The organism is Flavobacterium poyangense (assembly GCF_011751075.1).
GTDB lineage: Bacteria > Bacteroidota > Bacteroidia > Flavobacteriales > Flavobacteriaceae > Flavobacterium > Flavobacterium poyangense.
Genome location: NZ_JAALLN010000006.1, coordinates 136787 through 157035 on the forward strand (window position 1 = coordinate 136787; position 20249 = coordinate 157035).

13 protein-coding genes are annotated in these 20249 nt (G+C 37.1%); 5 read left to right on the top strand and 8 right to left on the bottom strand.

Annotation, left to right across the window (positions count from 1 at the left end; genetic code table 11):
* Positions 1-54 precede the first annotated feature (54 nt).
* Entirely contained in the window at positions 55-1218 is a 1164-nt protein-coding gene (locus G3A47_RS12395; RefSeq protein ID WP_166922739.1) for an AraC family transcriptional regulator, read from the bottom strand.
* A 384-nt stretch (positions 1219-1602) separates the two neighbouring features.
* Between G3A47_RS12395 and G3A47_RS12400 the strand changes: the two genes are divergently transcribed.
* The 5 genes from G3A47_RS12400 to G3A47_RS12420 all read left to right on the top strand — a co-directional run bounded on the left by G3A47_RS12400 (position 1603) and on the right by G3A47_RS12420 (position 11435).
* Positions 1603-4215, top strand: coding sequence for a glycosyl hydrolase 2 galactose-binding domain-containing protein (locus G3A47_RS12400; protein WP_166922741.1), 2613 nt, complete (start codon positions 1603-1605; stop codon positions 4213-4215).
* A 393-nt stretch (positions 4216-4608) separates the two neighbouring features.
* Positions 4609-5868, top strand: coding sequence for an MFS transporter (locus tag G3A47_RS12405; protein WP_166922743.1), 1260 nt, complete (start codon positions 4609-4611; stop codon positions 5866-5868).
* A gap of 18 nt (positions 5869-5886) precedes the next feature.
* Entirely contained in the window at positions 5887-6744 is an 858-nt protein-coding gene (locus G3A47_RS12410) for an ROK family protein (protein ID WP_166922745.1), read from the top strand.
* A 78-nt stretch (positions 6745-6822) separates the two neighbouring features.
* A complete protein-coding gene (locus G3A47_RS12415; RefSeq protein WP_243860444.1) occupies positions 6823-9864 on the top strand; it encodes a SusC/RagA family TonB-linked outer membrane protein in 3042 nt (1013 codons plus the stop codon).
* Positions 9865-9875: 11 nt separating this feature from the next.
* The gene (locus G3A47_RS12420; protein ID WP_166922747.1) at positions 9876-11435 is read left to right on the top strand and encodes a RagB/SusD family nutrient uptake outer membrane protein; all 1560 of its coding nucleotides are present in this window, start codon (positions 9876-9878) and stop codon (positions 11433-11435) included.
* 167 nt (positions 11436-11602) lie between these two features.
* Here G3A47_RS12420 and G3A47_RS12425 read toward each other — a convergent pair whose 3' ends face one another.
* The 7 genes from G3A47_RS12425 to G3A47_RS12455 all read right to left on the bottom strand — a co-directional run bounded on the left by G3A47_RS12425 (position 11603) and on the right by G3A47_RS12455 (position 20174).
* Positions 11603-12328, bottom strand: a complete 726-nt coding sequence (locus G3A47_RS12425) for a transthyretin-like family protein (RefSeq protein WP_166922749.1) — start codon at positions 12326-12328, stop codon at positions 11603-11605.
* A 122-nt stretch (positions 12329-12450) separates the two neighbouring features.
* Positions 12451-13122 carry an MBL fold metallo-hydrolase gene (locus tag G3A47_RS12430; protein ID WP_166922751.1) on the bottom strand — a complete coding sequence of 224 codons (672 nt, stop codon included), beginning with the start codon at positions 13120-13122 and terminating at the stop codon, positions 12451-12453.
* Positions 13123-13182: 60 nt separating this feature from the next.
* Positions 13183-13755, bottom strand: a complete 573-nt coding sequence (locus G3A47_RS12435; RefSeq protein WP_166922753.1) for a Crp/Fnr family transcriptional regulator — start codon at positions 13753-13755, stop codon at positions 13183-13185.
* Between the two features lie 10 nt (positions 13756-13765).
* Entirely contained in the window at positions 13766-14974 is a 1209-nt protein-coding gene (locus G3A47_RS12440; protein ID WP_166922755.1) for a BaiN/RdsA family NAD(P)/FAD-dependent oxidoreductase, read from the bottom strand.
* A gap of 328 nt (positions 14975-15302) precedes the next feature.
* The gene (locus tag G3A47_RS12445; protein ID WP_166922757.1) at positions 15303-15980 is read right to left on the bottom strand and encodes a glycerophosphodiester phosphodiesterase; all 678 of its coding nucleotides are present in this window, start codon (positions 15978-15980) and stop codon (positions 15303-15305) included.
* Between the two features lie 298 nt (positions 15981-16278).
* Positions 16279-17943: an alpha-amylase family glycosyl hydrolase gene (locus tag G3A47_RS12450; protein ID WP_166922759.1), complete on the bottom strand. Its 1665-nt coding sequence runs from the start codon at positions 17941-17943 to the stop codon at positions 16279-16281.
* A 356-nt stretch (positions 17944-18299) separates the two neighbouring features.
* Positions 18300-20174, bottom strand: coding sequence for a glycoside hydrolase family 13 protein (locus G3A47_RS12455; RefSeq protein WP_166922761.1), 1875 nt, complete (start codon positions 20172-20174; stop codon positions 18300-18302).
* Positions 20175-20249: the final 75 nt, after the last annotated feature.

Below are 20249 nucleotides of genomic sequence, written 5' to 3' on the forward strand. Positions count from 1 at the left end.
ACTCTCTTACGAAATTGGAATACGAGAATTTAGTAGCCAAATAAAATGAATTGATTACTTCACCTGCCTTAATTTCCGAAACTCCAAAGGATTAACACCTTCATGTCGGCTAAAATATCTTGAGAGGTTTTTGATGTCGGTATAACCGCAAGCATCTGAGATTTCTGTGATCGATAATTCGGTTTCGATTAGAAGTTGTTTGACCTGTTTAATTCGTAAAGTATTGATTTCGTCGAGTATACTTCGTTTTAAAACCAATTGAAATCTCTTTTCTAAAACCCTTCTCGACAAAGCAGTTGCTTTTACGACATCATCTACCGCTATTCTTTCTTTGTAATTGTAATAGATGAAATGCAGGGCTTTGCTTATTTCTTTGTCGTTTACGGCCAGAAAATCGGTTGATCTGCGGGTAATTATCTGCAAATGTTCTACGTGTATATCATTGTTAACACCTACTTTATTCTGCATCATTTTACTGAGAAGCTGTGCTGTCTCGAAACCGGCTTTTTCGGTATTCAAAGAAATGCTCGATAATGGAGGATCAGATAAATTGCAAATGCTTAAATCATTGTCAACTCCAAGTACAGACACTTGTTCAGGGACGTTGATGCCAATTGCTTTGCAGGCTTCCGTGACATGCTGACCCTGATTGTCATCGCAGGTCATAATGGCGATGGGTTTCGGTAATGCTTTGAGCCAATCGGCAAGCTGCGACTCTTTGTAGCTCCATAGTGGTGGCGTTTCTTCTTTTTGGTGCTGGTAAATGTGAACGTCACAATTGAATTCTTTTACTTTTTCGCAAAAACCTTCGCATCTTTCCCGAGACCAGACAATATTGTCGAAACCATAAAAAGCAAAATTTTTAAATCCCTTTTCAATAAAATAAGAAGCGGCCATATGCCCCGTTTCTTTATAAAATCCCGTAATATTAGGGATGCCGCTAAACCGTTCGTTAGTATCCTGAGCAATGATCGGAATATTTAAAGCAAGTAATTTTTCAAATACCTGTTCATTTTCTATTTGAGCTATAATACCATTTGCCCCCCAGGTCCTCGCCCATGAAATGGCATTTTTTAAGTCCTTTTTATTTCCGCTTACAATTGGAATCCGGCAAAAGTTAAGTGGACCAAATAGCCTGGAATATTTCGCAATTCCGCTTAAAAGACCTCGACCATATTCTTCAGAAAAGTTAACTAATAGCAATACTTTGGGTGTCATTTTTATCAAAGGTTAATTGGTGTAGAACGCTTTACATAGGAATGAAATCTTAAAATAGCGAACGATTTGCTTTGAATTTGGGAATTGTAAATATTCGCAAAATGAAGATTAATTATCGCAAATATACCATTATCAATTCAATTACAAGCCTACTTTTGTTTTGTGGTTTTTAATTAAATGCATAAAAATATTTTAATTATTAGTTTTTTTAACTTTTTTTCAAGGTATTTAATTTTTTTTAATGCTTTTAATGAAATGTATGGGTTGTTGTTTTGTAGTAAAAAAATGATGAATTCTAATAGCTAAGTCAAAAAAACTAAAATTGTTTCAAACGCGAATTTTGTTAACCAATAGTAATCTCCTTATTCGATTAAAAGAAAAATTATGAAGAACAAAAAATATATAAATAGTACATTAATTTTATTTCTTTTCTGGGTAATATGCACTATGATTCCTGCAAATGCTCAAAATGTAAAATTCGAACAACAATTAAAAGAAGGGTGGAGGATAGAATCATCTGCCAAAATAAACAGCTCCGGAACTAAAATTTCTGCAACCGGTTTTGATGTTTCAAAATGGTATAAAACCACAGTTCCATCGACGGTGATGGCTGCTTTGATTGCGAATAAGGAATACGGGGATATTTTTATGGGCGAAAATATCAGCAAAGTAGATACGGCACGATTCAGAGTGCCTTGGTGGTACAGAAACGAATTTGTGATTGAAGATGCGTCAAAAAACACAGAATTAGTATTTGAGGGAATCAATTACAGAGCCAATGTTTGGCTCAACGGCAACCAGATTGCTAGTGCAGATCGTTTGTTTGGGGGATTTAGAATTTTTGCTTTAAATATTTCAAAATATATAAAAAAGGGAAAAAATGTGCTTGCTGTTGAAGTCTTTCATCAAAAAGCAGACGAACCTTCGATTGGTTTTGTCGATTGGGCGCCTATGGCTCCGGATCGGGAGTTAGGACTTTGGAGACCTGTAAAGCTTAAAATTTCAGATCAAACAAGTCTGAACAATATCTTCGTTATTTCAAAAATTGATAAAAAAGAATACAAAAGTGCCGATCTAGAAGTTTCTGCTGAAGCTGTAAACCATACAAACGGAGTATTGGAAGCCGTTTTAAAAGGGAAAATTGAAAACATCACTTTCGAAAAGAAAGTGACACTACAGCCTTTTGAGAAACGTGTAGTTGTTTTTAAATCGTCGGAATTTAAACAGCTGAAAATCGACAATCCTCGTTTGTGGTGGACCTATGAATTAGGGAAGCCAAATCTGTACAACTTAACCCTGTCGATTGAAACCGATAAAAAAGTTTCCTATTCCAAATCGGTTTCTTTCGGAATACGTGAGGTCGAAGATTATATAACGGCAAAAGGATACAGAGGTTACAAATTAAATGGTGTTGAAGTCCTGATTAAAGGCGGTGGCTGGGTTGACGGAATGTTCTTAAATGATACCGAAGAAAAAGTAAAAGCGCAATTAGAATACGTAAAACAGACTAACATGAACACGGTTAGGATGGAAGGTTTTTGGGGAAACGGCGAAAGAATTTATGAAATGGCTGATGAAATGGGACTTTTGATGATGGTGGGGTGGAGCTGCCAATGGGAATGGAAAAGTTATCTTGATAAACCCGAAGATGATTTTATGTCGATTAAAACTCCGGAAGACATGGACCTTATTGTAAACTATACCCGTGATCATGTCAATTGGCTGCGAAACCATCCGAGTATTTTTGTCTGGGTCATGGGAAGTGATAAACTACCTCGTCCGGAATTGGAAGAGAAATACAATGTTCTTTTTAAGGAAGTTGATCCGTCGAGACCACTTTTAATGTCCTGCAAAGGCATGGAAAGTACCATTTCTGGAAAAACAGGAGTAAAAATGAACGGCCCTTATGAGTATGTGGCTCCCAATTATTGGTTTGTGGACACGGAGAACGGAGGGGCTTTCGGATTTAATACCGAGACAGGTCCGGGGCCACAAGTTCCTTCGCTTGAAGTCGTAAAAAGTATGATTCCGAAAGAAAAACTGTGGCCTATAAATGCAACTTGGGATTTTCACTGTGGCAGAAACGAATTTCAAACACTTGACCGTTTCACAACGGCCTTCAACAAAAGATACGGAATTCAGAATAATGTTGCCGATTTTACTTTTAAAAGTCAGGCGTCTAATCTGGAATCTATGCGCTCTATGTACGAAGCCTTTGCCATAAACAGAAGCAATACAACGGGGATTGTACAATGGATGTTTAACTCTCCGTGGCCAAAATTAATCTGGCAGTTTTGGGACTATAATTTATTGCCGAATGCAGCTTTTTATGGTGCAAAATTAGGGGCACGTCAGATAAATATTGCTTATAATTATGGTGATAACGCGGTTTATGTGAGCAATTTAAATCCGCAGAAAACTAAAAATCTGAAGGCTCAGGTGAAACTGTTTGATTTTAACGGAAAATTAATTTTCGAAAAAGAAGAAACAGTCTCTGTTAATGGGAATGCTTCTCTAAAAACCATCGATTTACCAAGTGATAAAAATTACACAAAAGTATATTTTTTGAAAATGTACTTATCGGATGATAAAGGAAAAGAAATCGCAGACAATTTTTATTGGTTGTCGACTCAAAAAGACGTATTCGATTTTAAAAAATCAGACTGGATACACACACCGCTAATGGAATATGCAGATTTTACCGATTTAGACCAATTACCAAAAGTAAAAATTGAGGCTCAGCATACTATTAAAAAGGAAAAAGATAACTACGAAGTTACGGTAGAACTTAAAAATCCATCAACCGCTATTGCGTTTTTAATTGAGTTAAACATTGTGGGGTCAGTTTCAGGAAAATCAATAGTTCCGGTTTTGTGGGACGATAACTATATCTCATTAGTGCCAAACGAAAGCAGGAGGCTTAAAGTCACTTTTCCGGTTGCTGCTTTAAAAGGCGAAAAACCTGTTTTTAGCTACAAAGGCTGGAATGTAGACTAAGAAGAACAAGGTCATTTTTATTGATAACTCAAGTTGTGAAATGTAGAATGTAAAATGTAAAATGTAAAATGTAAAATGTGAAAAGTAGTAAGTTTTGTTTAATTGATTATTATTTTATTTTGTATGAACATATAGTTGCTGTGGATTACTGAAATACAGTAACAATTCATCTAAATTTTGTTGCTTCGTATAAGACTAAGAAAAATCCGTCAAATAAAGTATGTACCCTTTCAGACTAACATGTCACATTTTACATTTCACAATTAACAACTTGAATTAGATAGTGAAAGTACACTATTTCAAATAGGGTGAATAAAAAATCCAAAACAGGGCTTTTTTGTTCGCAAGGAAAACGAATGCCTAAATCTAATTTTTTAATTAATAAACAAATCAATGAAAACGAGTAAGTTAACAGTGGGATTGGTGTTTTTAACCTTTTTTGTTATTTCTTTTCTAACAAACATTATGGGACCATTGATTCCGGATATTATCAATAGTTACCATTTATCGCTTGGGATGGTGGGCTTCCTTCCGTTTTCGTTTTTTGCAGCTTATGGTGTAATGTCAACTTCTGCAGGGGTATTACTCGAAAAATACCGGGAGAAAAAAGTAATGGCATTTTCCTTTTTGATAGCCGCAGTAGGTTCACTGTTATTCGGATTGTTTCCTTATTATGCGATGGCGTTGGTTTCTTTGTTTTTGATAGGCATCGGGATGGCCGCTTTGCAGGTAGCCATTAATCCATTGTTAAGAGTTTCAGGTGGCGAAGAGCATTTTGCTTTCAATTCTGTAATGGCGCAATTGTTTTTTGGATTGGCTTCTTTTCTGAGTCCGCTGGTGTATAGTTATTTGGTGACGAACATCAAACACGGCAAAACAAATGCAAACGAATTTCTGGAAATCTTGTCAAAACTGGTTCCCGAAAATCTGAATTGGGTTTCCTTATATTGGATTTTTGCTCTAACAGCACTTGCCATGGTTCTTATTATTTTGCTTTTTAAATTCCCCAAATTTGAACTGGAGGAATCTGAAAAAGCAGGAACGTGGAGTGTTTACAAAGATTTACTTCAAAACAAAACCGTGCTATTCTTCTTCTTCGGAACTTTTGCTTATGTAGGCACAGAGCAGGGAATCGCCAATTGGATGTCAAAATTTTTAAGCGATTATCACCAGTATTCCCCTCAGACTATTGGTGCAGAAGCAGTGGCTTATTTCTGGGGACTTCTCACCGCAGGTTGTCTTCTGGGCCTGGTCTTACTTAAGTTTCTGGACAGTCGTAAAGTACTTATTTTGTTTGCAACAGCAGCTATTATAAGTCTGACTCTTGCGTTGTTTGGTGCTGCGGAGATTTCGCTTTACGCTTTTCCACTTTGCGGTTTTGCCCTTTCGGTCATGTGGTCTGTTGTTTTTTCATTGGCTTTAAACTCTCTTAAAAACAATCATGGAGCCTTCTCCGGTATTTTATGTACGGGTATTGTTGGCGGAGCAGTTACGTCTTTAATAATCGGGAAACTGGGCGATATAATGGGACTCCGCTATGCCATGACGGCCTTGTATATTACCCTCGGTTATATCCTTAGCATTGGTTTTTGGGCTAAACCATTAGTAAATAATGCGACAATAAATTTAAAGAAAACAAAAGAAAATCAATAATTATATAAAGTTGTAAAAATGTCGGAAAGAAAAATCATAGGCGTTGACATGGGAGGGACAAAGATTCACACCAGCCTTATTTTAGGGAAAGAAATTATTTCCGAATGTATAGTAAATACACCCGCCAAAGAATCTGAAAAGGTCGTTTTAGACCGATTAATAGAAGCCATAGAACAAGTTTATCAGCCCGACTGTGAAGCGATTGGTATTGGAGTACCGAGTGTAGTAGACTGGAAAGAAGGAATTGTATATGATGTTGTGGCGATACCGTCGTGGAAAGAAGTTCACTTAAAAAAAATACTCGAGGCTCATTTTAAAATACCGGTATATGTAAACAATGATTCCAATTGTTTTGCCTTGGGTGAAAATTTCTTCGGGAAAGGAATTGATGCGGTAAACTTTGTTGGAGTGACTATAGGAACCGGACTTGGCAGCGGGATTATTATCGAAAATAAATTGTATCAGGGTGTCAATACCGGAGCCGGAGAAATAGGAAGTATCTCGTACAAAGAGGGCATTATCGAACAATATTGTGCCAGTGAATTTTTTACCTCAAGAGGATTAGATGGAGAACAACTCTATCTGGAAGCCCAAAAAGGAGATTCTAAAGCGCTCGAAGTTTTTAAAGATTACGGAAAAAACCTTTCTGAGGTTGTAAAAATAGTTTTATACGCCTACGACCCTGAAAGCATCATTTTGGGCGGTTCTATCAGTAATGCTTACGAGTTTTTTATCGATGCCGTTTGGCAGGGACTTGAGGATTTTATGTTTCCCGTGGAGTTGAAGAAACTCAAAATCGAAAAATCACAACTTAAAAACAGTGCCGTTTTAGGAGCTGCTGCATTGGTGTACAACTTTAAGCTCGAAACAGTTTAGTTGCTGATTCAAACTATCAAAAAACAGATTTAAAATAACTAACAACAAACCAAAATTATTAACTAAAATAGTATTACAATGAAAAATAGTCTACAAAAAGGCTTATTGGTTATTCTAACCATGCTATGTACCGGCTTGATGTATTCGCAGGAAGTGTCAGGGCTGGTGTCAGATTCTAATGGCCCGCTCCCAGGCGTTTCGATAATAGTAAAGGGAAGCAAAAACGAAACTCAAACCGATTTTGACGGAAGATTTACGATTAAAAATGTAGGGAAAGGGGCTGTTTTAGTCTTTAGTTATATCGGGCTTAAAAACCAGGAAGTAAATGTAGGGGACAAAACCAGGATCAATGTAACAATGGCGCAAGACCGCAGTGAGTTAAGTGAAGTGATAGTAGTGGGTTACGGAACTTCCAAAAAGAAAGATTTAACGGGGGCGGTAGATGTACTTTCTTCAAAAGATTTTGATGGTGTTTCAAATACTTCACCGGCTTTATTGTTAAGAGGTAAAGTAGCCGGCGTACAAATTACACAAACCAGCGGAGAGCCGGGTTCTGCTGTTACCATTCGGGTACGTGGCTCCTCTTCTGTACGTTCGGGTAATGGCCCTTTGATTGTGGTAGACGGTGTTCCGTTGAGTGGAGGAGACGTATCGGCAGAAGGAACTGATTTACTGGGGACCTCTTCGGCAAAAAATCCTTTAAATTTTATAAATGACGCAGATATTGAGTCTATTTCGGTATTAAAAGATGCTTCGTCTACAGCCATATATGGTGCTCGTGGAGCAAATGGCGTAATCGTAATTACAACCAAAAAAGGAAAATCTAATGTTCCTGAATTCAACTTTAGTATTTCAACGCAGTTTAGTACAAAAGCAGGGGATTTTGGTGTCATGAATGCCGAGCAGTTTGTTGCAGCCAGTAAAGCAGCCGGTGTACCTTCTATACCGGCAGATCCTATTGGAGGAACTCCACAAATTAATAATCAGGATTTTGGAGGAAGGGCTTACAATTGGGAAGATGCTGTATTGCAAAAAGGAATTGCAATAAACAATAATTTGTCTTTTAACTCAGCAAGTGAAAATTCCAGTACCAGGATCTCTTTTTCTACCAGTAACAACAAAGGAATTGTAAAAAATACGGGTTTGGACAAGTACACTATTTCGTTTTTCAATTCCAATAACTTTTTTGATAAAATACTAAAAGTTGATACAAAATTGCTTTATGCCAGTATAAACGATGAAACAACTTTAATAACAAACAATGCCAGTTATATCGGAAACGTTATTGGAGCGGCTTTATACTGGAACCCGACACGACCAATCTATAATGCTGACGGACATTATAATGTAGTAAGCGAAACCTACCTGAATCCGGTGCAGTTATTAGATTCCTATAAAGATTATACCAACACAAATAAAATATTGGGAAGTATTAATGCGACCCTTAAATTAGGAAGTCATTTTAAATATAATTTCTTATTTGGCGTGGAAACTTCTGGTTCTACCAGAAAAAGTCAGATTTTGCCAACGATGCAAATTCAGGGCGATGCTTTCTTCGGGACGGTTCCCGGCTCTGATCCTGTTATTACAAAATACGGTACCGCTTCTATTCAGGGAATCACTAATTTTAATAAAACCTTTGAGAACAACTTAAACTACACTAATAAATTTAGTGACAATTTTAATGTAAATGCCTTAGTGGGCTATTCGTATTATTACTATCTGGCCAGCGGTTTTGTAACTTCAGGAAAAGGATATGATCTGGCGCAAACCAATCTGATAGATAATATTGAGGGCGGACTTCAGAACGAATTTAGAAGCAGTTCTTTTAAAAATGTATCTGAATTACAATCTTTTTATGCCAGAGCAGATGCTACTTTTTTTAAGAAGTATGTTGTTACGGCCACCGTTCGTACAGATGGATCTACAAAATTGGGCGCAAACAACAAATATGGAACCTTTCCGTCGATAGGTTTAGCCGATAATTTATTCGAAAATAAAGAAGGACTGGTTAATAATTTAAAAATCAGAGCCAACTGGGGGATCACCGGGAATCAGGAATTTGCGCCAAACTCAGCAATCGGGAGAGCCAGTTATGGAAATAACGGAAATTTAAATATCGATTCGAATGCAAACGATAATCTGAAATGGGAAACGACTGAATCATGGGGGATCGGAACCGATTTTACTTTGTTAAAATACCGATTAACGGGTAGCGTAGATTATTTTTACAGAAACACTAAAGATTTAATTTTTCCTGTCCCACAAGCCTCAACACAGCCGGGGCCGAATACACCACGTAACAAAAATTTACCCGGGAATTTAATCAATCAGGGACTTGAAATTAGTCTGGACTATAAAATAATTGAGTCCGAAAATATCTCTTGGGAAATTGGAGCCAATGCTTCATTTCTGAAAAATGAAATGAAAAATTTTAGAGGAACTGTAGGAACAGGAGGTTTAAATGGTCAGGGACTAGATGGTGCTTATACACAGGTAATTACCAATAATAAACCGCTTTATTCGTATTATCTGTATGATTTTAAGGGATACGATGCCACCGGAAATTCTATTTATACAAATGCCGCAGGACAACCGGTTGGACTTGGCGAGGCTTCTAAACAATTGCTGGACAAACAACCGTTGCCAAAACTAAATTATGGTTTCTCTTCTACCTTCAGATACAAAGGATTTGATGCAGTAGTTTCGTTTTACGGAGTGGCAGGAAATTACATTTATGACAATACACAAAATGCTTATTTCTTTAAAGGAGCCTTTTTAGGAGGTCGAAATGTTACGGAGAAAGCGGCTTACTCTCCGCAAGGGCAGGGTGATCCTAATTCGCCTTCGACAAAATTTTTGCAAAAAGGAGATTTCTTAAGAATGGGTGAATTAACATTTGGTTACACCTTTACCGGAGCTTTAGTGGAGCGAATGAAATGTAAAAATGTACGCATTTATGCAAACGGCTCCAACTTATTATTGTTTACCAATTATACCGGATTTGATCCTGAAGTAGACATTAATAAACAAGTTAACGGAGTTCCTTCCGCAGGTATGGATTATCTGGCTTACCCAAGATCAAAAGGCATTGCCTTTGGCCTTAACGTAACATTTTAATTGTAAAAACTATGAAAACTATAAATATTATAAAAAGTATCTTTTTTGTCGGCACGCTGTTTTTAGGTGTTAGCTGTACTAATTTGAATGAAGAAGTTTTAGACGGAACCCTCACCGGAGGAGATAATAGCCCTGTTAATACAGCCGCTTTATTGAGAACCGCTTATCAGGGATTAAGAAATTTTCAGGTTCAGGAGCAAATGCATACACTCAATGAGATGTCAACCGATGCATTAGTGGGGCCGACCAGAGGAGGAGATTGGGATGATAATGGTACCTGGAGACAGTTTCATGCCCTTACATGGACACCCGATAATGTCGAGATCAGAAATGCCTGGAACAGTTTATTGGCGAGTGTGTACGACTGTAATACGATTATCGAAAAGTCTAATAATCCGTCAGAAATTGTTCAGGCGCGTTTTTTAAGAGCATTCTATTATTACAATGTTTTGGATTTGTACGGACAAACACCCTATAGAGAACCGGGATCTCCGCTAACAAGTGATCCTAAAGTATGGACAAGAGCACAGGCAACCGATTTTATAATTACTGAATTAGAAGCTATTTTGAATAATTTGCCGGAGCGTGTTGCCGGAGACGCCAGTATCGTGAATAGCGATGCAGGGCATTTTTTATTGGCTAAAATTTATTTGAATATCGGGGTTTTCAAAGCAGCGAACCCGGCAGGGCCCTATACTTTTGATGCAGTAAATATGAACAAGGTTATTGCACATGTAGAAGCCATAAAAAGTAGTTTAGCGGCTTCTTATTGGGATAATTTTACACCCGATAATAATACTTCGCCGGAGATTTTGTTTTCTTCGAAAAATGTATTGGGAGATGGCGGAGCACTAGGGGATTACTGGCGCTACGGAATGCATTACAACCAATCACCTGATGGATACAATGGTTTTTGCACGGTTGGAGAATATTACGATCGTTTTAATGCCGCAGATGAACGTCGTCAGCATGCAACACCTGAAATTATTGCGCATTTTGGAAACCCAATCGGATTTCAGTTCGGACAAATGTATGCTCCGGAGACCACTGATGAGGTTACCGGTGTAGTTACGCCAGGAGGAACAGTTCCTTTAAAAGACAGAAATGGGAACCTTTTGTTTTTTACCAAAGACGTGAAACTAATTCTTTCTGGCCCCACGATTGAAACAGCCGGAATCAGAACTCAAAAATACCAGCCGGATGTTAACAATTTAGACAACCCCGAAAACGACTTTATTTTAATGCGTTATGCTGACGCTTTGTTAATGGAGGCCGAAGCAATTCTTAGAGGCGGTTCAGTATCAGGTAATGGCTCTGCTCAGGATATTTTGGATAAAATTGCCGTCCGAACAGGCGTTCCAGCTCCAACTGCAACTCTCGAAAATGTATATTTTGAAAGAGGAAGAGAACTATGGTGGGAAGGATGGAGAAGAAATGATATGATTCGTTTTGGAACTTTTCTTTCTCCCAGAGAGCTAAAAAAGAATACCTCTTCAGAGAAATATTTGCTGTATTGTCTTCCGTCAGACGCTTTGTTTAATTTGAATTTAAAACAAAATCCGGGGTACTAAACGTATATTTTCATGTTTCAAATTCGGTATGCAAATTCCTCTGGTTAAAGGAGTTTGTATATCGAATTTGTGTTTTGAACCATAAAGAAAATCCCTTAAATCAGTGAAATCTGTGGCAGCTTTTTTTATTTTGCCTCAGTTTTTGTACCTGATCCATTTGTGTTTTATTAATTTTTAGCGTCTGTCTTTAGTTTCTTAAATTCTTCATTTTTAGCGTATAAAAAATCCATTGTGGTTAAGATATTGCTATGTTCTAAAAGTGTTTTAGATCTTGGGTCAGCATCGCAAAATTCAAGATACAAAGAAACTTCTTCGGCGTTTAGTTTTAAATCCTTAGTAAAAAAATCAGGAGGGCAGGTTTTGGTAATTAGTTTTTTGAAATCATTCTGCTTTTGAAGATCTTTTTTGGGTTTTCCGTTCCCGAAAGGGATTGCAAGCGACATTCCGTTTGCTATTGTACCATCTTTATAACCGGGGATCGTACGGGTTAAATCATTGGCTCTTTTTAAAACGTCTATTTTAAAAGTAGCTTCCGCATCGTATTTGATTTTGTCAAATTTTATGTTTGTGATAACGACTTCATTTAGCTCTTCCGGCCTGACTACCATATTGACCATAAGATTATCGGCGTCGATATTTTCCTGTGTTAACTTTATTCTTGTAAAAAAGAAATCTTTGGAGAAAAACAGCAAACTGTCCCGCACTTTTACCGCAATTGAAAATTCTCCCAGATCATTGGTCGTGGTACTGGTTTTGGCTGTTTTATTAATGACTTCTACTTTTCGGAGGGGTTTATTGTTGAAAAGAACTTTTCCATGAAGTAGTTTATCAGATTGGGAAATAGAAAGTTGGTAGGTGAAAAAAGAAATTGTGGTAAGTAATTTTACTTTCATAAAGGGTTAGTTTGTGAAAGTAAAATTATTAGAATTGTCTTAATGAAAACTTATGGAAGATGTAAAGTCTTGTTAATTGATTTTGGAAATCAAAAGTAACATCCTTTTCCGGTTTCATAAATTTAAAGGAATATTTTTTCTGTAAATTTTTCTAATTCTCCATTATTTATTAAAACCGGCCCATGGCCAAAACAGAGTGTCTTAGGTTTTAAAGCGGTTAATTTTAGAATAGACTTTCTGTTTAATTCTTTATCTGTAGTAAATAAACCGAGAGGTTCATGTAACCCGACTATTGTGGTTAATAAATTCATATTGGTCAAAACATCGCCAACTATCAGCAGACCGTCTTTTTCTCTGAAAAAAGAAAGATGTCCGCTCGAATGTCCCGGAGTTTCGATTACTGTAAATCCGGCAATAGAATCTCCTTCTTTCAATGTTTGCGATACAGAATGTCCTTTTCCCGCCCAGAATTTTTGTTGAAATTTTGGAATCAAATGTGTGGGATTTGGATATTCAAAAGTAACATTTCCGTTTTCTGCAGCTGTTTTTTCTAATTCGCTGCACCAAAGAGGAATGCTTAACGTTTCACAAATCGTTTTACTGCTTCCCTGATGATCTGCATGGGCATGCGTCAGTACATGTTTGGATACCGTGCGGTTTTTTAAAGCATTTAAAATAATTCCGGCAGAGCTTTTAATTCCGGCATCAACAAGAACGTCTCCTATCAGATAACAATTAATCGCATTTCGTGGAAATAGGGGAATCTGGTAAACATCTTTGGCTATAGTCTTCATCTTTTCAAATTTTATAGAAGCAAAGATTTGAATTCAGCCATTAAATTCTCTTGACAAATGTTAAGAAATGCTTTGTCTGACTCGGCTTAAAGATTCCGCCGTGATTCCTAAAAAAGAAGCCACATGAATCAAAGGTGTTCTTTGAATGATTTTTGGGTGAGCCGTTTCAAGAAAAGTCAGGTATTTTTCTTTTGCAGGAATCATTTGAAGTTTCAGTATTCGATCGGCCATACAGAGATAGTTTTGCTCAGCGAGAATTCTGCCAACACGCTCCCAATTTGGAATTTCAGCATATAAAGACTGCATTTTTTCATAACTTATAGAAAGAACTTCACATTCTTCAAGGCACTGAATATTCTCGTAAGACGGAGTTTGGTTGATGAAACTGGAGTAAGAGGAAATAAAACCATTATCACAGCTTAGATAAGTAGTGATCTCTTTTCCTTCTTTTATATAATAGGTGCGGGCTAATCCGTTACTAATGAAGAAAATCCTGTTGCTGATTTTTCCAATAGAAGAGAGGTAGGTTTTTGCATCAAATTTTTCATATTCGAAACTGGAAAGAATCTTTTCTGTTTCCTTTTCTGTAAAGGAAGCAATCGAAAGAATTTGTTCTTTTAATGAAGATTCCATAACTATAAAACTAAATACTGTTGGCTAAAATAAATCCGCTTGTCCAGGCATTCTGAAAATTAAATCCACCGGTAATGGCATCAATATTTACAATTTCTCCCGCAAAATAAAGATTTTGATGCAGTTTGCTTTCCATGGTTTTAAAGTTAATTTCCTTTAAATCAATTCCGCCTGCAGTCACAAATTCTTCTTTAAAAGTACTTTTTCCATTGACCTGAAATTTTGCTTTAGTAAGCTGTGCAGCTAAATTCTGCAATTGAATCTTAGATAAATCCGCCCATTTTGTTTCTGCTTCGATTCCGGAAGCTAAAACTAAACTCTCCCATAAACGATTTGGGAAATCAAAAGGGGACTTTTTGGAAACCGCTTTTTTAGCGTGCTCTTGTTTTAAATCTTTCAGTATTTTTTCAGCATCTTCGGTGTCAACATCATTCAGCCAATTGACAAAAATGGTAAACTGATAATTTTTATCAAATAAGATTCTGGCTCCCCAAGCTGAAAGCTTCAGAATCGCAGGGCCACTCATTCCCCAATGGGTGATTAACAAAGGACCTGTCGATTCGAGTTTGGTGTCTTTTACCGTTACGGTTACCTGAGTTGCTACTCCGGGCAATTCTTTGATGCGGGAATCTTTGATATTAAAAGTAAACAGAGAAGGAACAGGGCTCACGATAGCATGGCCTTCTGCTTGCAGCATTTCCCAAACTTTCGGATTGCTTCCTGTGGCAAGAATTAATTTTTCGGCAGCGTAATTTTCGTTTTGAGTATCAATTTTCCAATGATTTTCTTTCTTGAAAATGGATTGCACACTTTGACCAGTCAGTACTTTTATCCCTAGTTTTTCGGTTGCTTTTAGAAAGCAATCGATAATGGTTTGGGATGAATTGGAGACCGGAAACATTCTGCCATCTTCTTCGATTTTAAGTTCTACACCATGTTTCTCAAACCATTCAATTGTATCGCCTGAGCAAAACTGATGAAAAGGACCACGAAGTTCTTTCTCGCCACGCGGGTAAAATTTGACTAATTCATTTGGTTCAAAACAAGCGTGTGTCACGTTGCATCTTCCACCGCCGGAAATGCGGACTTTAGAAAGGACTTCTTTTCCTCTTTCTAAAATAACAATTTTTAGTTTTGGATTTTTCTCCGCAATATTAATAGCGGTAAAAAATCCTGCTGCGCCTCCGCCAACGATTAGTATGTCGAAATTTTTGATCATATTATTTTTTTTGCCACGAATTACGCGAATTGGCTCGAATTTTTTTTGCCACAGATTAATGAGATTAAAAGGATTTAGAATCTGTGCGAATCTTTTTAATCTGTGGCTTTTTTTAAAAAATACTTTATACGAGTATTCCGTTTATTTTTTTGCCACAGATAAAGAGAATAAAAGGATTTAAAATCTGTGTGAATCTTTTAATCTGTGGCTGTTTTTTTTAAATACTTTATATGAGTATTCCGTTTATTTTTTTTGCCACAGATTAAAGCGATTAAAAAGATTTTGAAATCTGTGTGAATCTTTTTAATCTGTGGCTATTCTCTAGATCTTATATTTTGTCCGGAAAATCACTGATGATTCCGTTTACTTTATAGCTTTTTATTTTTTGAATGTCTTTCGGTTCATTGACGGTCCAGGGTAAAACCCAGAAGCCTTTTTCCTGTATTTCTTGGGTGTTTTCCTCATTTAACATCTGGTAATCCGGATGAATGGCTTTTGCTTTTATGGATTGGGCGAAAGTCAAAGCGGCATCAAGATCTGTTTCGGTTAAAACTCCAATAAGGATTTTTGAATCTAAATGGTGAACTTCCAGCAAGGCATTCCAATCAAAACTGGAAACGATAAAGTGGTCGTAACTCCAACTTTTCTCGGCAATATATTGATGAATTAAAGCAACAACTTTGACGGCTGTATCTCCATTTTTTAATTCGATATTGATCAGGCATTTTTTGTCTATCAGATCAAAAACCTCGTTTAAGGTTGGAATTTTATATTGGTCTGCAATCAAAAAAGACTTTAATTCGGGCAAAGATAGTGTATTTACAAAGCCTTTTCCGTTGGTCATTTTGTCGATGGTTTCATCATGCATGACAATTAAATGTCCGTCAATGCTGAGGTGAACGTCGAGTTCGATTCCGTCTGCATTTAGGTCTAATGCTTTTTGAAATGCTTTTAAGGTGTTCTCCGGTTCATAGCCTTTGGCACCGCGATGGGCTATTTTTAGCATGTGGTTTGTTTTTAACCGCAAAGGTCGCAAAGATTTTGTTTTTTTAACCGCAAAGGGCGCTAAGATTTACGCAAGGTTCGCAAAGTTTTTTATGCACGCAGATTTGCTCCGCCAGTTCGCTATCGCTCGGGTTGCAGATTAAACAGATTTATTTTTTTTCGGCATTACAATCTGCTTAATCTGCAAAATCTGCGTGAAAAACTTAATTATGCGCTCCACTATTTATTTAAAAGCGCACAGCCTTAAAGAAAACTTTGCGAACCTTGCGTAAATCTTTGCGCTCCTTGCGGTTAAACCTTTATAAGCTTTCCAACAAAACAATATCAAATTCGCTGTCCAGAATAACTTTCCCATCCATAACTTCAACTTCCTGATTTGAGTAAAAGTCTCTCAGTTTTGTTCCGTCTTTAAAAAGAGAATTTACAGAAAGTTCTTTAGGTCCTTTTGCTAAATCCAAACCAATAATAACGATATCTGAAAATTGGTCTTTAGAATAAGTTCTCGAAAAAACATAAGGCTGAGTCGATAGTTGAGAATGAATTCCAGCTCCAACCGCAGGATGATTTCGTCTAAATTGCCCTAATTTCTGCCAATGCAAGAGGGTTCTTTGAGTCTCCGTATTATTTTGAATGTCATTCCAATTCATATTAGAGCGCAAAGTAGCATCGCCTTGGGTTCCTTCAATTATTAAAGAACGATTAGACTCATCTCCATAATAGACCTGAGACATTCCCGGGGAGAGTAAAAGTTTTGTTCCAGCTTCGATACTCTTCGTTCTGTTGGCGTCAAAAGGCTGACCGTCGTCATGTGATGACAAATAGTTTAAGACAGAATAACCTTTAAGTTCGTTATTTAAATGATTTGAGTATTTAGAAAACAAACTTTCATAATTGTTTTGAGCTGCATTCCATTTAAACTCAAAATTTATCATACTGTTGAAGCCATTCTGAAAGTAATTTACTTTTCGGTCTCCAAAATCATACTCCAGTCCTCCGCTTATGCCATAACCATACACTTCGGCAATGGTATAAAACGGATTTTGATCTAAAACTTGTGCCGGATGATTTTTTTTCCAGGTTTCAAAAGCGTAATCACATTCTTTTTTAAAATCTGCCCATACATTTTCATCAGTGTGTTTTACCGTATCTCCACGATAACCGTCAATTCCAAATTCAACGATGTAATCTGTTAGCCATTTTATAATGTAATATTTTGGACTTCTCGGATAACCGGTTCTTTCAAAAAAGGCATTTAAAGAAGCTATTTCTTTTTCGTAACGACCTTCCTTTTTCCATTTTTCGATTAAAAAAGGAGGGAGTGCTACATTTTGAGTGCTTTCGGTTTTTACATCGGGAAGATTTTCTACCAAAGTACACATCGTTGTGTTTTCGAATGATTTATAATCGCAAACTACTCCCGTTCTGACCCAGTCTTCCGGCCAGATCGGATCTTCGGCCGTTACAGGTCCGGTATGATTGATGACACCGTCTAAAACAATTCTAATCCCTTTTTGGTGTGCTTTTTGGACCAGATTGGCTAAGTCTTCTTTTGTGCCGAAATTTGGATCCAAAGCCGACCAATCCCGTGCCCAGTATCCATGAAATCCATAGCTGAGGCCTGTTCCTTCGTCGACACCATCGTGAATTTGCTCTACAACAGGCGTAAGCCAGATGGCATTTATTCCAAGTTGGTCAAAGTAGCCTTCGTCAATTTTTTTGGTAATTCCGATGATATCGCCACCTTCAAAACCGCGCAGTTTTCCGGGTGTTTTGGTTCGGTTGAAATTTAAATCGTTTGAAGGATTTCCATTGTAAAAACGATCTGTAAGCAGAAAATAAACATTGGCTCCTTCCCAGACGAAAGGTGTTTTTGAAGTGTCTTTATTCATTGTAACTGATTTAGAGCCAGAACAACCCATGATTAAGAATACTAAAGGTAGAAAAAGGGAGGTGTATTTTTTCATTTATTATAGATTTTTTAATGCCATCTGGTTTTTTAACCGTAATGCGCGTCTCTCCGTATTAGGGATAAAAAATTCGTAACGCAAAATATTTTAACACATAGGAACATAGATTTAGATTCTTTTTTTAAGACTAAAATAGATAAATCTTTATTTCACATAGTAGAGACGCACTGCAGTGCGTCTCTACGGTGTGCGTCTCTACTATGTGTATATATGCAAAGTGAAACGACTTTTATCGATTCCTACAAGCTATGTTTCTATGTGTTAAAAAATAACCTCGTCATTAGAGATCATGCCATTTGTTAATTTTTGTGAATTGTCGTAGAGACGCACAGCAGTGCGTCTCTACGATACGGTTATTCCAGTTCTAAAATCACGGCCGATTTTGGTTCTAAAATGATTTCAGAAGACAGATCAAAAGATTTTCCGGTCAGAACATCTTTTCCTGATTTATAGTTTTTGATGTTTTCTTTAAAACGATCGGTTTTAATGGTTTGTTCTTTTGCATTGTTATTAAAAACCACCATTACCGTTTTAGCATCAGTATATCTAAAGTAAACATACGTATTGTTCTCCGGAATATAATGTGTCATTTTCCCGAAGTGTACAGCCTCATTTGATTTTCTCCAGTTGAATAATTTCGAACTAAAGTCAAAATATTTTGCCTGTAGATCTGTTCGGCCTTCTTTGGTAAAGGCATTGTTTTTATCGCCAATCCATCCTCCGGGGAAATCCTGACGAATTCCTCCGTCACCATTGCTTTTGTCACCGCCCATTCCGATTTCTGAACCGTAGTAGATTTGCGGAATTCCACGAACGGTTGCCAGCAAAGTCATTACCAATTTGTATTTTGCCAGATCGTATTTGTACACATCGTTGATGCGGTTGGTGTCGTGATTCTCAGCAAAAACCAGGATATTATCCGGGTTTGGATAGAGGTAGTCTAATGCAAAATTGTTGTAAAACTTAATTAGTCCACTATCCCAGTTAGGTTCATCTTCACTAAAAACTGAACCAATCTGATCTTGTAAAGTAAAATCCATTACACTAGGCAAGTTCGAATTGTAGTTTTGGATAGCGCCTACTTTACTGTCTTTTTGCCAATAAGCTAATTGCGCCTGATTGTGCATCCAGATTTCTCCAACTATATTAAAGTTTGGGTATTCATCTGTAACCGATTTAGCCCAATTTGCCATTGCCGTTGGATCAGAATAATTGTAGGTGTCGACTCTAAATCCATCCAGATTAGCGTATTCAATCCACCAAATGGCATTTTGGGTTAAGTATTTTGCAACCAGAGGATTTCTTAAGTTCAAATCAGGCATAGAAGGAACAAACCAACCGTCTATACAAACCTCCTGATCTAATTTGGAAGCGTGAATATCGGTGATTACTTCACGTCTGTGGTGAGTTTGGGTATATTTTTCAAATTGGTTGATCCATGATTTTGCCGGTAAATCTTTTATCATCCAATGGGTGATTCCCCAGTGATTGGTTACATAATCCATGACCAATTTCATGTCTTTTTTATGCATTTCGGCAGACAGACGAACGTAATCTTCATTGGTTCCGTAACGCGGATCTATTTTGTAAACATCAGATTGCGCATAGGTATGATAGGAATGTTGTTTGTCGTTGTCTTCGTTTAAAGGCGTGCTCCAGATTGTGGTAGCCCCTAAGGAAGCAATATAATCTAAGTTTTTAATGATTCCTTCGATATCGCCGCCGTGACGTCCACTTGGCTCTTTACGGTTTTCTTTATCTGTTAAGGAAGCGTTGCTGTCATTTTTAGGATTTCCATTGGCAAAACGATCCGGCATGATTAGGTAAATCAGATCTGATGCATCATAACTTTTTCGGTTTGCAGAGTTGGCTCTTCTTTCTTTTAGGGCATATTTTTGAGTAAAAGCGACTTTGTTTTTCATTTTAAAAGAGAAAACCAATTCAGAAGCTTTGATGTCTTTTGTGTCGATGGTAAGGAAAACGTAGTTAGGGTTTTCTGTTTTTTCTACATTTTTAATGGTAACATTGTTAGAAACCGAAGCTTCATATTGGGCAATGTTTTTTCCGTAGAACATAATTTGTAGCTCGGGGTTTTTCATTCCCGCATACCAAAATGGCGGTTCTACTTTTTGGATTTGTGCTTTCGCGGAAGCGGTAAATAGCAGCACTAAAAGGATTAGTTTGTAGAAGAAATGGTTTGTTTGGGACCTGTTTTTTGAACTGTTCATAGCAAGCTTGAATTTAAACCATATAAAAAATGTAAGAACAAATAAGTTAAAACGGAGAAGATTTAAATTAAATGC

Bases quoted from the DNA above. Each gene is read 5' to 3' on its own strand.
- G3A47_RS12395 (WP_166922739.1), bottom strand. From the start codon at position 1,218: ATGACACCCAAAGTATTGCTATTAGTTAACTTTTCTGAAGAATATGGT.
- G3A47_RS12400 (WP_166922741.1), top strand. From the start codon at position 1,603: ATGAAGAACAAAAAATATATAAATAGTACATTAATTTTATTTCTTTTC.
- G3A47_RS12405 (WP_166922743.1), top strand. From the start codon at position 4,609: ATGAAAACGAGTAAGTTAACAGTGGGATTGGTGTTTTTAACCTTTTTT.
- G3A47_RS12410 (WP_166922745.1), top strand. From the start codon at position 5,887: ATGTCGGAAAGAAAAATCATAGGCGTTGACATGGGAGGGACAAAGATT.
- G3A47_RS12415 (WP_243860444.1), top strand. From the start codon at position 6,823: ATGAAAAATAGTCTACAAAAAGGCTTATTGGTTATTCTAACCATGCTA.
- G3A47_RS12420 (WP_166922747.1), top strand. From the start codon at position 9,876: ATGAAAACTATAAATATTATAAAAAGTATCTTTTTTGTCGGCACGCTG.
- G3A47_RS12425 (WP_166922749.1), bottom strand. From the start codon at position 12,328: ATGAAAGTAAAATTACTTACCACAATTTCTTTTTTCACCTACCAACTT.
- G3A47_RS12430 (WP_166922751.1), bottom strand. From the start codon at position 13,122: ATGAAGACTATAGCCAAAGATGTTTACCAGATTCCCCTATTTCCACGA.
- G3A47_RS12435 (WP_166922753.1), bottom strand. From the start codon at position 13,755: ATGGAATCTTCATTAAAAGAACAAATTCTTTCGATTGCTTCCTTTACA.
- G3A47_RS12440 (WP_166922755.1), bottom strand. From the start codon at position 14,974: ATGATCAAAAATTTCGACATACTAATCGTTGGCGGAGGCGCAGCAGGA.
- G3A47_RS12445 (WP_166922757.1), bottom strand. From the start codon at position 15,980: ATGCTAAAAATAGCCCATCGCGGTGCCAAAGGCTATGAACCGGAGAAC.
- G3A47_RS12450 (WP_166922759.1), bottom strand. From the start codon at position 17,943: ATGAAAAAATACACCTCCCTTTTTCTACCTTTAGTATTCTTAATCATG.
- G3A47_RS12455 (WP_166922761.1), bottom strand. From the start codon at position 20,174: ATGAACAGTTCAAAAAACAGGTCCCAAACAAACCATTTCTTCTACAAA.